This is a genomic window from Pseudoalteromonas luteoviolacea (assembly GCF_000814765.1).
Taxonomy (GTDB): Bacteria; Pseudomonadota; Gammaproteobacteria; order Enterobacterales; family Alteromonadaceae; genus Pseudoalteromonas; species Pseudoalteromonas luteoviolacea_H.
In genome coordinates, this window is sequence record NZ_JWIC01000009.1 from 1 (window position 1) to 14,276 (window position 14,276).

Consider the following 14,276-nt stretch of genomic DNA (forward strand, 5'->3'; position numbering starts at 1 on the left):
AGGACTTTAGCTGTTTATCTCCAGCACATTTATCAATTCCCAGCATCACGGTTTTTCCGCCACTGCTAAATTGTTTTGGGGTAACGCCTAAATATACTGAAGCACATCGCCCATTTTTAAAATGCTCCGTTTGACTCAAGCTGGCAATTAGCCCCGCTGCGCCTAAAACTCCCACACCTTCAAGCGCAATAACACGTTGGCATTGTTCATTTTGAGAAACAAGCAGTTCTAGGTTTTTAGTGACTTTATTCAGAGATTGCTCTATTTGATGGTATTGAGCTTTTAAGACACTGAGTAATGGCAATAATACCTCTGGTAAACTATTGCACTCTGTTAAAACCTCTTTCAATGCTTTCTTGGAGCGAGGAATAGTGATGCCATATTCATAAAATAAGGCCCTAATATGATTACTGAGTTGTGTAAGTTGTTTATCCAGAAACTTACGACTCACAGTGAGCGTTTGGAGAATTTGCTGTTCTATGTTTTTTACTGGAGAAAAGGGCATATTTGGTTGAATAGCAGCAATCGCAATCCCGATAGCATCATTGGCATCTGTTTTTTGTTTGCTTATATAAGGCTTAACATGTTTCGGAGACATCCCTCTCACTTCATGACCATAGGATTGAGCAACCCGCCCCCAATAATGAAAACTGCCACATCCCTCCATTGCCACAATGCTAGGAGGAGAGTTAGCGAGTATCTGGCGAACTTTAGATGGAGACTGTGCTTTATTAAAAATAATTTCGCCATGTTTAGAGACTTTTGCGACTTGGATAATATTTTTTGCAAGATCGAGCGCAATCACGTTACGATTATTCATATATGGACTCCTTTGTTTTGGTCGACACCACATTACACTGTATGTGAAGTGTGGTGGAGTCCATATATCGCTTCAGGATCCATTTCTTTTTTGCATAATATTTGGTTTCCGGAGCAAGTCCGGAATGACATAGAGAGAACATGATAGAGATTGATGGCAGTGTATTGACTTTGTTTAGTTAAAATGGCTTGTTTCACCTTGCGCAAATTGAACGTACTCGCTTCGCTCGTTATCGTTACATTTTGCACGTTAATCACCTTGCGCAAAAAGAGCGTACTCACTGCGTTCGTTGTCGCTAGCCTTTGGTACGATAGCGCCGATGATAGTGTGTGGGGCGGCCAGCGGTGGCTTTCCCGACATTACCAAGTGCCAAATAAAACAAAGCCCGATTCGAAAGAGTCGGGCTTTTTTGCGTTTAAGTCCCTCGGCAACGGTTAAACTAGCTTATTTCACCTTGCGCAAAAAGAGCGTACTCACTGCGCTCGCTGTCGCTAGCCTTTTGCACGATAAGCGCAAGGTGAAGGGAGCAACCTTCACCGCTTTAACCCTTTACTCCTTTTGAATACAGTCCCTTAGCAACGGTTAAAATGGCCTATTTCACCGTTGTATGTTTTATTGCATTACGTTATTTCTTTGTAGATAGTGCTGCGTTGTCTATTCATCCCTGAAGCTGGGTCCCATCGCGCATCCATGCGCTCATCTCAATGAACTGCGAAGCTTCGCTTCGGTCTCATTTCGCCCATGTGAAAGTAGGACATTGCCAAGCGCCAAATAAAAGAGAGCCCGATTCGAAAGAGTCGGGCTTTTTTGCGTTTAAGCCCCCTCAGCAACAGCTAAACTAGCTTATTTCACCTTGCGCAAATTGAACGTACTCGCTTCGCTCGTTATCGTTACACTTTGCACGATACTCACCTTGCGCAAATTGAACGTACTCACTTCGCTCGTTATCGTTACATTTTGCACGTTAATCACTTTGCGCGAAAAGAATGGCAGCGCTCCGCGCTGTGTCATAAACCTTTCGCACAATACTCACCTTGCGCAAATTGAACGTACTCGCTTCGCTCGCTATCGTTACATTTTGCACGTTAATCACCTTGCGTAAAAAGAGCGGACTCACTGCGTTCGCTGTCGCTAGCCTTTTGCACATTAATCAACTTGCTAAGAAGTTACCATGAAACCCTAAAGGAATAGCATAGGGCAACCAGGCTCTACAAATTGGTCCTGCTGATATGTTGTGTGCATTAAATATATTGAGGCAAGTACGCTTTGTTGGAATGTGTAACGCAGTACCAATTAAGTAATCATTTCTAGCGTTTTCGTTAGAGGCTGTTAATACATGCTCTTCAACTAAATAGTCCTTACCATAAGTGAAAGTATCCACGCTATCATTGTCTAAGTTAATACGTCTAACGCTATCGCTCCAAACATCGCTTTCTATAGATGACAGAGTGAATAAATCACGATTCTTCTTACCAGTTAATGCACTATATATACGCGGAAATTCGCTGATTCCATCGATAGTGTATGATCTCACTTTACCATTTCGCAATAAGCTAAATACGACAGTTTTCGCGGGTGATACAGGTATATCGCTTTTTCCTTGCATCATCGCAGTCATTTGGTTTAGTACATTCCCGTTTGGGTATAAACTCGCATCAAAAGATATGTTGTCATTTTTATCCTCCCAAGCATTGCCAAAATGAAAAACAAAACCAGGATCTAAACTATATTTTCTTACGACCTTGAGCGTACCTTTACTGATAATGAGTACTTCCATGGCCTGCTCTGGCGCAAATTGAATAGATGAAAATTGCCCTTCTATGGTTCTATCCCGTTTCAACGAAGGTAATAAAAGAAGAATATGTTTTTCGGTGATTAAGAAGTCATGCACCATTCCCCCTGTAAACCCGCTATTAACCATACCTACATTTTGTAATTTACCATGGCTATTTAACTGGTATAAAACTATATGGCCACTAAGCGCGTAGCCAAAATTCCATATCGTCCCATCCGCTTCTACTTTCGGGTGTGCAGAGAAGGGTAAGCCTTTTAAACTATTTTTATGCTGCGTACCTTCACCGAGATTAATCAGCGATTTAGTTTTGAGTGTACCTCCATCAATTGCGGTTGCAGAGCCAGCTTCCCACAGTGCCCATAACTCCCCGTTAACTGGCAATACATTCGTATTGGCTGTATTAATTGAATCAGGGTTGTTGATTGCAAGGCTGTTTGGCAGTTTACTATCTGGGCCAGAAAACAAAAATCTGCCAGCTTTTTCTTCAGCGATAAATTTACTTGTTTGTGTAAATTTACCTTGGTGATGTACAGCTCCTTCTGCAAACTGAAACTGATGGATCATGCCATCCCCTTCAAATAAGTGCGTATACCTCTGCTCAGCTCTTTGGTGCCGAGCTGGACCGTTGCGATAAAAGAAACCTTGCAGATCTTTTGGCAATTGGCCTTCTACTTTCAATTGACGAGGTGAAAAGTCAGAGTCAGTGCCAAGCACACCTATCAAGTCTGGGTTTGTGTCCAATGCAGCTAAAAAGCGTTGTTGATTGACCTTTAACGGATCAACGTGAGGTAAGCTGCCTTGCATAGCGGCGAGACAAGGCGCTGAGATAGTTGCATGTGTAATGGGCGCTGCTAGCATGCCTTTAAGTAATTGCCGACGGTCCATAATGAGATCCTTTAGTAGCTTATATTGGTACTTTCTGTGTTGTTACCATTCTTGATGGTGATCGCCATATCTTGATATTTCGGCGGTCCAAATTGCATGGTCGCATTATTTGAAAAGCCAACTCCCTCTACTGGGATACCGAATAAGTTTGTATCTAGTTGTGCATTATTATTAACATCATGAAAGAAGCGAATGACATACTCTCCGCTTTCTATGTCTGAGAAGTTTGCCTGTACTGTGCCTTTTTTTGCAGGGATGATACTTTGGATATAGCTTTTACCTGCTTTAAAGTCCTGCGCTCCTTTAAATAATTCGATATACACTTTTCCCTGTTCGTTACTGACGTTAGTGATTTGTAATTCAAGGTGATTGGCCATGACTGGTGCGCAGCATAGAGCCAGTGTTGAAATTAAAGCCTTCATATATTCTTCCTTACTTATCTGTTTTTTTTGGTGCTTATTTGCGGTGATTGATAAAAAAGATAAAATGGATTTTATCCATGAACAATATGAGTTTCGTGAGTTAGGCAGGTACTTCGTGGGTTAGGCTAATTTAGCAGATGTCTTTTTGGCGAATCGTGAAATGAAAAAAAATAACTATAAAAATCATAATGAAAGCTCAAGATGGACAATTCGTAATCTTGCTTCTGATGGCACTATTGTTTTGTTATGTGCATGCTTTTTGGCCTTTTTAAAACCTTTTGGTATGGACAGCGTTAGTTTTGTGTACGCATTGAGCTTCTGGGTAACCATTTGTCTGTGTGGTTACTTGGTTTATGCACCCGCGTTGACTTTGGGTAGAACGGCGCTTTCAAGTTTAGCGCCTAATTTGAAGACAAAAAATGTCCTGTCTTTGGTGGTCTCTATTTTATGTGCCAGCATCATTATGGGGCTCATCACGCCATTTATCATTACCCGTTTTTTTTCTTTGTCATCAAGTTATTGGGAGAGCGTGCCTTTCGCTATCATGGCTTGCTTATTTATTGGGGGAGTTATCACCTTAATCAGTGTAACAAAGACTTTTGTGCAGCAACAACATGCGATGATCACCTATCAGCAACAGCGCTTAGAGTTAGAGCAACCAGAAGAGACGATATTGCAGCAGAAAATGTTGATGGACTTTATGCGTAAATTGCCTATCGAAAAACGTGGAGAGCTCATTTGTTTGCAAATGGATGATCATTATCTGCAAGTACACACAGACAAAGGAAGCCATATGCTTTTAATGCGCTTTAAAGATGCACTAAAGCAATTGGATGGTTATCCTGGTTTTCAGACTCACCGCTCTTGGTGGGTATCCACCAACGCAGTGACTGCAACAAAGCGTGAAGGGCGTCGGCTTATTTTACGACTGAATAACAATATGGAAGTGCCTGTCTCTCAAACATTTCTCAGCCAAACAAAACACACGCTCAATATGCCATAGCAGGCTGAGATAGTTATATGCAATCAAGTGCGACTTGTGTCGCACCTGATTGCATGTTAAGGTGCGACATATGTCACAGGAGGGTATATGTTGAAACCAAATAATACGGAACTAGTCATATTAAAATTGCTTTGGCAAAAAGAACCAAGAACGGCTAGAGAAATTCATGATGCAATTGAAGCTGACTTTGCATGGAGCTACTCATCAACTCGCAAAACACTTGAGCGTATGGCTGACAAAGGCTTGTTAAATGTAGGGGAGCTAGGTAATAAAAAAATATTCACCGCAGAAGTCGACAAAGTGCCTACTTTAGCAGCGTGTGCGCAAGAGTTTGCGAAATCCGTTTTTGAATTAGATGGGCCGTTACCGGTTGCTATGTTTGCTGATAGCCGCTTAATTCAAGAAGAAGAGTTAGATGAACTTGAGTCATTACTTGAAGAATTGAATGAAAAGGGCAAAGAGTAAGGTATATACATGGATGGGTCATTAATTAGTCCGCTGCTGATCTTAACCTTATGGCTCTTAACGAGCTTTGTATTATTTAACATTGGTAAATATATAACCAAAAAATACCCAGCAACACCGGCGATATGGTGGGCGACTCTCATTTTATCGGCTTTGCCCATTTTACCGATTGGGGCGAATACTGAAGTAGGCGCCATTCCAAAAGTCCTACTTGAGTTTGGTGGATATGTTGAGCAAAAGCAGCAGCAAGCAGCGCAAATATCAGCTCAAAATATGCAATTTTCCTTTGATGTGTTGTTCTATATTGCGGTTGTTCTTTACTTTGTTGTAGTAATACACAAGCTCAGTCGTTTTTATAGTAGCTGGCGTAATATGCACAGGTTACTCATGACCTCTAAGCCTTTTGAGCAATCAACAACACCGACGCTTTGCGTTGCAGTTCCAATTACCTGCTCACCTTTTGTATTCGGGTTATTGGACAGTAAAATTATATTACCCAATTACTTTTCGCAGTTGAGTCCTGAGCAGCAGCATACTCTGCTATGCCATGAAGCCACCCACATACACCATAAAGACCATATTGCATTGCTTATTTGGAGCATATTGAGGTGTCTTTTTTGGTTCAACCCGTTTATAAAAAAAATGGAAAAGGGATTTATTCATGCGATGGAACTGAGGTGTGACTTAAAAACAGTGAGAGACTGTGACATCAATAAAAAGGATTACGCGATAACATTAATGGCAGTGTTGAAGCGCTCAGTTGCGACCCGCTCTATGCCAAATACAGCGAATTTCTCTTCAGATGCATTGAGTTTAGAAGATTACAAGTTGAGATTTCAGCAGATCATCCAACCACAGTCTAGTAAACCTGTCTATCTATTCGCATTGTTGTTATTGATAACCTGCTCTCTCGGGGTTGCTAATATTAAAGCAAGACCTGTCTTATACGCAGATTTAGATAGGTGGCACAACCCTCTTAGCGATTTTGTGATCAGCTCATACTATGGCCATATTTCAGAGTTTCGGCATCTTAAGCCACATGGCGGTATTGACTTAGTTGCACCTGTTGGAACACCTGTGATGGCAGTACTGGGTGGGGTCGTTATTGTGGCAGATGCCAGCACGCTGTCGCCTAACCTCGGTAATGTGGTACTTCTGCAACATGAAAATGGGTATCAAAGTTTATATGCTCACTTAGATACAATTAACGTGACACAGGGGATGCGGATCAAAGGCGGTAATGAGATTGGTACGTTAGGTGCGAGTGGTCGAGTAACAGGCGCACATCTTCACTTTGAGCTGTTATATCAAGAACAGCGAGTCAATCCATTGGGTATTCTAGAACTAAAATAACGATGATTAAAAATAGAATTTTGCTTACTGCAGCTCTAGTTGTAGGGATCGCTTGCACCTCGGAAAAAGTTGATCAGACGCTGGTAGAGCAAACCACATCTTTGCAGTCTGACGTGATTCGTGAAATGCCAATTGAGTTGAATACTGTCCACTCTCAAGAAGAGAGTATGCGTACTACAGTAGAGACGATCACGCTTGCGGCTGGGGAAAATTTACTTAGTGTGCTACGCCGCTATGGGATAAGTACGCAACAAGTCATCGCGTTAATTGGTGAGCTGAAACCTTGGTTAGATTTGAATAAGCTACCTACAGGCAAGGTTATACAGGTGACACTTGATGAACAAGGTTCACTACTGACTCTCGCAATAGGGGTGCGCTTTGCAACCATAGTGACTGCGACATTAGCAGAGGGAGGTTGGCAAGTCACAGAGTCCACTTTAGAAACTGAATTGGTCTATAAGCACAGCAAAGTTATGGTTGATGTTAGCCTATATAACAGTGCAATTTATGGAGGAGTGGCAGTCGAAGTTATTCAAAAGGCCATTGCTGTGCTTTCTCACCGAGTGGACTTTCAAAGAACACTTCGAGATACAGATGTATTTGAGGTCTTATATCAAGCCACTCAATTGCTGAACCCTCATCCATTGTCTAAGCGAACCGGTCATCATAAAGTGACGTTCATTAAACTGACTGTGTCGGGCATCGAACATGTTTTGTATCACCATGAAGTAGGTCAAGAATCACAGGGCCAATTTTATTATGCAGATGGGCGGCCAGTGCAGAGCTTTTTGTTAAAAACACCACTTAATGGCGCCCGCCTTTCATCAACATTTGGCCATCGGAAGCATCCAATCTTAGGGTATACAAGACTACACAAAGGGTTGGACTTTGGTGCTGCTGTTGGTACGCCTATTTTTGCCGCCGGTGATGGCCGAGTGCTTAAAGCGAGCTGGGGAGGTAGCTTTGGCAATCGAGTTTTGATTCAACATGCAAATGGTTATCGCTCCCTATATGCCCACTTACAAGGGTTTGCCAAAGGCATAAAATCAGGGGCCCATGTCAGGCAGGGTGAGATCATTGGTTATCTAGGAAATACGGGATTATCGCAAGCGCCCCACTTGCATTTTGAGTTACATAAAAATGGTCAAGCCATTAACCCATTAATGCTCAACACATCTCAGTATGCGACCAGTAAGCTTTCAGGTGCCAAGTTAACCGCGTTTTTTCATACTGTTACACGTATAAATTCGCAGTTAAAAAGCAATGACGTTAAACAAACGGATAATTCAAAGCTAGTTTTAAATCATGAAGTTAAGGAGTATTAGTCAGAATGTATAAGCGGTTATTTTTGATTTTAGTGTCGACCATATTGGTGTTTGCTGTACAGGTATATGCAGGTGATCAGTTCACAATTCAGAATACGCAAATATTAAAGATCAAATCGGACTTTAATCAACAGAATTACGAACTGTATGTCCGACTCCCCAAAGGCTATCACAAGTCAAATCGTCATTATCCGTTAGTATTAATTAATGATACGAGTTACGCCATCGCTACAGCGAGTGGGATTTTACATTTAATAGAAGGCCGCGATATTGAAGAAGTGATTGTAGTGGGTATTTCCTATTCACAAGGGACAGACCCGTTGTTGAGTCGAACCCGGGATTATACCCCGACATTCGCACCTCATGAAACGGGAGGGCACTCCAAAGCAGCGCAGCAAGTATCTGGGCAAGCTGGCAGCTATGTGAAGTTTATAGACAATCAGGTAATTCCTTTGATGATTCGCTCGTTTCGAGTGGATAAATCTAGAAAAACATTTGTTGGTCATTCATATGGTGGGTTACTAGGCACGTATATTTTACTGCATCAGCCGACGCTATTTGAATCCTATATTTTGGGTAGCCCGTCTCTTTGGTATGACAATAAGGTCATATTTGAGATGGAACGAAGCTATGCAAAGCGCAATCATATTTTGCCTGCAACAGTACGCTATTATATTGGGGGTAATGAAGGGTTCATGGTTACAGACCTTAAAGCGTTTATTAGCATTCTAGATAAGCGACAATATGAAGGCTTTAATTATCAATATAAAGTCATTCCGAGTACATCACATTTTAGTGTTTTTGCGCTGCTGCTCACAGAAGGTTTAATTGATTTATACGGTAAGTAGTCGCTATGTCAAACTGAGAGCGTTAATGCTTGTTAGCGCTATATTTCTATCAAATAGGAGCACTTTATTGCTCCTATTTTTGCATGTAATTAAATTTTAGTCGTAGTGTGCTGTAATTTAATTGAGGCTGGATTGTGAAAAAGTGTCAATAAGAATTCACCTTTCAATTTTAATGCGTATCGCTCACTAAAAAATATCTTAAGTGAATGTTTATTAAGTACTAATTTATATGCTACGGGTAATGTAGTGGACCTCATTATGAATATAACTATATATTTATAAAGAGATTTTCATCATTAGGAAAGGCTCTTAAGGTTGAATTATCACGGATTTCCTTGGTACACTTGATAGGCCATAGTATTTATGAATATTTACATATTTAGCATTATTGGTGTCGGTTTTTAGTCCACCTTGTACGTCAAACTTTAGTTGGGAATAGTTGGTTGCAAAAGGATAGTATTAAAGCTTCACTTGGTGATTTTATTATTGATTTAGAGCAAGGTTTGCTCTTTCTAAATGGTGAAGAAACTTCAGTCGAACCTAAAGTAATGGAGTTATTATTATATCTCTATGACTGTCGTGGTCGTTACGTTACCGTTGACGAGTTGCACAAGCATGTTTGGGCTGATCGTGTAGTTACCGACACCGCTGTCAGAGGCACGGTTAAAAAGCTGCGTGTCATCTTAAGAGATGATGACTTAACGAATCCAAAGTATATCAAGTCGGTTGCAAAGCGGGGATATAAGCTCGTTTGTGATACCAATATTCTAGATAGCTCAACAGTGAGCCCAGTTGAAGCCGCGCCTATTGAAGCCACGCCAGTTCAAGACAGTGTCTCGACAGAAGTTGTGCAACCCACCTTTGAGCCCCAGCATAAAAAACAGCGTAATGTGACTACGTGGGCGGTTGCAGTCTTTATGCTGTTCATTATTTGCTCACTCAGCCTTTATATTAACTTGGACGATGGGCCCCAGTTTGCAGGTGAAGCGTCGCTCACTGAGTTTAATGGTGATAAAAGAGGGATTGCGGTGTCATCCGATGGTCGCTTTGTCGCTTTTACTGGTCGACACTCTGAGAATGAATCACAACAAGTTTATCTGCTCGATAAGCAAGATGGCACCACGCGTAAACTGACAACCAAAGCCACCAATGCACGTTTTCTAAACTTTGCGCAGAATGATAAGGTACTGGTATTTAGTGACACAGTCACCGGCGCTTCATCACTAAAGCTATTACCATTAACAGTATCTGAGCCTGAAAGTGCAATGGTGACATTGATTGAGGATAAATACTGGGTCAGTGATGTCATCGCTGGAAGAACAGAATCTGAAATGATAGTAAAAATTGGGCATAATGCTGGTTCTGTACTAATGCTTTACTCTTTAGATCTTGAGTCTCTTAAGCTGACCCGACTTTTGACACCCACACACAGCGATGAGTTCATTATCGCCAGCAGTGTTTCTCCGGATAAAAAGCGGTTAGTAAACGTTATTTTACAATCTGGGAAGTCATCTCTTGTAATACATAATTTTGAAACTCAGTTAGATAAGGTATTGATTACTAGAAATGAGTTGGCTGCGCGCGCTGTGTGGCTTACCAACAATGACATACTGCTGTTAGATGGTGCTGGATTACACATCATCAATGTCAATACAGGCGAAAGTAAACAGGTTCGTGATAATCCAGGTGCATTAATATGGGACATAGCTGCTTCTCAAGCTGGTCATGTTGTTGCGATACGCAAATCTCAAGAACGTGCTAATCGGTTGTACATTGAACGTGCACTGACGAGTACGAGTGAGGTCAGTAGGTTGATCAATACTTCACCTGAAGTGACATCCATGATATTTGACCCCGTTGATGAGAACATGCGCTGGGTCAGAGTCAAAAGAAATGATGTGAATTATCTGGGTCATTTAAATATTAAAAATGATCAACTCACCACGTATTTTGAGACGAAAGATAAATTAGAGTTACTGGCAGTTGCGACAACGAATCAGCACTTATTAGTAAAAGAAAAACACCGTCTTGCGATTTTCTCTATGAAAAGTAGACAGCTAGAGTATTTCACGGCTGATTCGAGCTCATCGAGTGACGGTGTGTTCTATCAAAATGATAAAGCTGTGTTGTTTGGTGTACAGGTTGGTGGTGAATGGGAAATTCAAAAATATGATATTGAAAGCGCCACCACAGAAGTATTTGTGCGCCATTTTAAGTCTATCCGGCCTACCAAAAATGGTTTTGTTGCAGCAAACTATGTTGGAGACTTATTCCTTTTATCCCCTGAATTAGAGGTCATTGAACCACTTGAACATCGCATTAATTTTGAAGCCATTGCTCGGTGGCATGTAAAGCAAAATGGTGTTGTCTGGTCTGACTTCGACTACTTAAAGAGCTATGTAAATCACTTTGATTTGGAATCACGGGAACATACCATGATTGAGGATATGTTTTATAGTTTGTATCCAAGGATCTCCGTGAATGAACAAGCCAGCCACATTGTGTATTTATCAGTTCAAATAAATGACTCTGCCATACAGCAGTTGTATTTTAAGTAACGCTTTTTACTTCTACCCATAAACATATAAAAATATGAGAATAATAATGAATACCAATAAACTACTCTGCGTAGCAGTACTTTTCTCGCTGATATCTGGGCCTGTTTATGCCACAAGTCCAGCGGAACCTGAATTTTGTAATTTAGTTGGAGAGTGTTATGACCCTACAGATCCCGAGAAGGAAAGCAGATAGACACATTTTATAAGCTTTACTTGGGCTCAGTTATGTTTATTTTAGCTTTATGCTTGCACTGAGCCCGATATATATCACCACTCACCTGTGCAACAACTCATCATTTTATATAACCAATATTTTTATAAAACTTTCCACTAAAATTTATTTTTATTTGTGTTTGTTAAGCAATTGATTTTATTACTTACTTTTTAGGTTACAAAAAAGTAATCGTTTAGTTGTTGGTGTTAGAAACGCATTTTTATAACTTGAGAGCCGCGGCAAGGAATGGGCGTTGGGTGGTGTGATTCACCTCCAGTTTTTTGTACGGATGCAAAAGTAGATTGGAGGTTGGATCGCCTAACTGAAATGAATGCAATGAAATAGTGTTTGAATCAGTAACCAGCTAGGATGCAGTGAGTCAGCCAGGATGCAGTGAAATCAGCCAGGATGCAGTGAAGTCAGCTAGGATGCAGTGAGTCAGCCAGGATGCAGTGAAGTCAGCCAGGATGCAGTGAAGTCAGCCAGGATGCAGTGAAGTCAGCCAGGATGCAGTGAAGTCAGCCAGGATGCAGTGAAGTCAGCCAGGATGCAGTGAAGTCAGCCAGGATGCAGTGAAGTCAGCTAGGATGCAGTGAGTCAGCTAGGATGCACGAATTCCTCGTGAGTGAATATAAATAAAAGAATAAGCCAGCTATAAATACGAGATGAGTATATTTCCCTCCCTCTTAAAGGGAAAGGAAGTAGGATCAAGTTTACATTGGTGTTACTGAGAGTCGAATCTGGGGATGTTTGCTAATTTCAAGGAAGGTCGCCACATATGCGAAATGGACTGTAATAGGCCGTTGTCATATGACCGCAAGGAGAGCGGTACTGGCTTTTATTCTTTTGCCTTGCCGCAATTTCTACTAATTTCTACTTTGATGATGAAGGGGCACTAAACTCTTTTTAGTTGCCGCTTGCGATCATATGCTTATTAAGCGTCATTTATATCATGTCAGGACACAGTAAGTTGAACTTAGATTGAGATCCAATACTATGTAACTGTGATATACCAAGGCAGGCAGCTGATCGAGTTGCATGATACAGCCTTATAAAAACGCTGAGTGTTCACTCAGCGTATATCGACCAACATGGCTAATTCAACTAATTGGGTTTATTTCTTGAGCGGCTTTTTTGTGGTGCGCTGCGCTTACTCTCTTTCGAGGTCGGGTTGTGCTTTTGCCCCTGCTTCTGTCCCGCCGGCTTTTTACTCTGTTGTGGCTTTCTATTTCGTGCTTGGCTCTTATTTACTGTTGGCTGTTTAGCAGTCTTAGCCGTTTTGTCCGACCCCTCTGGTGATGGCTTCTTCTTTTTTGGTTTTTTGGGCTTTTTAGGTTTCAAAGGTCGAGTGTCTAACTCCTTCTCTGGTACTGGGTTTTGAGGGACAAAACCAGGCTCTTCGGCACGTGGGATCAACGCACCGATAAAACGTTCGATACCATAGAGATCATCGGCGTCAGCTGCGGTTACAAATGACACTGCTATGCCCTCGCTTCCTGCTCGGCCAGTACGGCCAATACGGTGCACATAATCTTCATAGGTATTCGGCAAGTCATAATTGATAACATAGGGCAGTTCATTAATGTCTAAACCACGCGCCACGATATCAGTCGCAACAAGTACATTTATATCGCCACTTTTGAAGCCTGTCAGCGCTTTAACTCTTGCACCTTGGGATTTGTTGCCATGTATGGCCGCAGCACTGATATGGTTTTTTTCTAAATAGGTAACCAGTCGATTTGCCCCATGTTTGGTTCGACAAAATACCAGTACTTGCTGCCATTTTTTATTTAAAATGAAATGACTGAGCAATTTGTTTTTTTGTGACTTATCCAACGCATAGGCACTTTGTATTACCGTTTTTGCTGCGGTATTTTCAGTGGCGACAGAAATCTCGACAGGTGCAGAAAATAGCGTTTTAGCCAGTGTTCGAATCGGGTCTGAGAAAGTCGCTGAAAAAAGTAAATTTTGACGCTTTTTTGGCAACAGACTAATGATCTTCTTTAGGTCGTGAATAAAGCCCATATCCAGCATGCGGTCGGCTTCATCTAAAACTAAAGCACTGAGTTCATTGAATTTAACAGCATTTTGCTGATATAAATCGAGTAAGCGACCTGGTGTGGCGATTAATATGTCCACCCCTTTTCTCAGACGCATCATTTGCGGGTTAATTTTTACTCCACCATATACAACTGTGCTGCGAATACGGGTACCTTGGCTGTAAGTTTCTACGTTTTCAGATATTTGTATGGCCAACTCCCGTGTTGGCGCTAAGACTAAAACTCGTGCTTGATTGGCATGTGGTTGCTGTGTGTTTAGCAACTGCTCGATGAGTGGCAAGGTAAACGCCGCGGTTTTACCTGTACCTGTTTGCGCCGCTGCCATTACATCCTCGCCAGCCAGCACTGCAGGGATTGCTTGCTGTTGTATTGGTGTAGGTGATTGATAGCCTTTGGATTGGAGTGTATCTAGCAGTACTTGAGATAGCCCAAGTTGGGAAAAATTCATGCAAGTTCTCTTCTGTTTGGCCAAAATACAACTCGGCCTTTGCTTTAATCTTATGGTGAGCGATAGTGGTACCGCAAGTT

Annotated in this window: 10 protein-coding genes; 6 read left to right on the forward strand and 4 right to left on the reverse strand. The window is 41.5% G+C overall.

The features are described 5' to 3' along the window. The 3 genes from JF50_RS20770 to JF50_RS20780 all read right to left on the reverse strand — a co-directional run. A partial coding sequence (locus JF50_RS20770; protein WP_039611299.1) for an IS110 family transposase occupies positions 1–820 on the reverse strand: 820 nt, incomplete at its 3' end. A gap of 1,150 nt (positions 821–1,970) precedes the next feature. Further along, the gene (locus JF50_RS20775) at positions 1,971–3,500 is read right to left on the reverse strand and encodes a carotenoid oxygenase family protein (RefSeq protein ID WP_039611300.1); all 1,530 of its coding nucleotides are present in this window, start codon (positions 3,498–3,500) and stop codon (positions 1,971–1,973) included. An 11-nt stretch (positions 3,501–3,511) separates the two neighbouring features. Then, complete coding sequence (locus JF50_RS20780; RefSeq protein ID WP_039611301.1) at positions 3,512–3,922, reverse strand: DUF2141 domain-containing protein; 411 nt, start codon at positions 3,920–3,922, stop codon at positions 3,512–3,514. Between the two features lie 160 nt (positions 3,923–4,082). On the opposite strand from JF50_RS20780, the gene JF50_RS26430 reads away from it, so the two are divergent. The 6 genes from JF50_RS26430 to JF50_RS26435 all read left to right on the forward strand — a co-directional run bounded on the left by JF50_RS26430 (position 4,083) and on the right by JF50_RS26435 (position 11,474). Next, a complete protein-coding gene (locus JF50_RS26430) occupies positions 4,083–4,925 on the forward strand; it encodes a LytTR family DNA-binding domain-containing protein (RefSeq protein WP_052262610.1) in 843 nt (280 codons plus the stop codon). 87 nt (positions 4,926–5,012) lie between these two features. Continuing rightward, positions 5,013–5,390 carry a BlaI/MecI/CopY family transcriptional regulator gene (locus JF50_RS20790; RefSeq protein ID WP_327077607.1) on the forward strand — a complete coding sequence of 126 codons (378 nt, stop codon included), beginning with the start codon at positions 5,013–5,015 and terminating at the stop codon, positions 5,388–5,390. Between the two features lie 9 nt (positions 5,391–5,399). Next, positions 5,400–6,743, forward strand: a complete 1,344-nt coding sequence (locus JF50_RS20795) for a M23/M56 family metallopeptidase (protein WP_039611302.1) — start codon at positions 5,400–5,402, stop codon at positions 6,741–6,743. A gap of 2 nt (positions 6,744–6,745) precedes the next feature. Then, a complete protein-coding gene (locus JF50_RS20800) occupies positions 6,746–8,068 on the forward strand; it encodes a M23 family metallopeptidase (protein WP_052262612.1) in 1,323 nt (440 codons plus the stop codon). 5 nt (positions 8,069–8,073) lie between these two features. Further along, complete coding sequence (locus JF50_RS20805; protein ID WP_039611303.1) at positions 8,074–8,916, forward strand: alpha/beta hydrolase; 843 nt, start codon at positions 8,074–8,076, stop codon at positions 8,914–8,916. Positions 8,917–9,359: 443 nt separating this feature from the next. Beyond that, complete coding sequence (locus tag JF50_RS26435) at positions 9,360–11,474, forward strand: winged helix-turn-helix domain-containing protein (RefSeq protein WP_052262615.1); 2,115 nt, start codon at positions 9,360–9,362, stop codon at positions 11,472–11,474. A gap of 1,318 nt (positions 11,475–12,792) precedes the next feature. Here JF50_RS26435 and JF50_RS20815 read toward each other — a convergent pair. Continuing rightward, positions 12,793–14,196 carry a DEAD/DEAH box helicase gene (locus tag JF50_RS20815; RefSeq protein ID WP_039611304.1) on the reverse strand — a complete coding sequence of 468 codons (1,404 nt, stop codon included), beginning with the start codon at positions 14,194–14,196 and terminating at the stop codon, positions 12,793–12,795. Between the last annotated feature and the right edge of the window lie 80 nt (positions 14,197–14,276).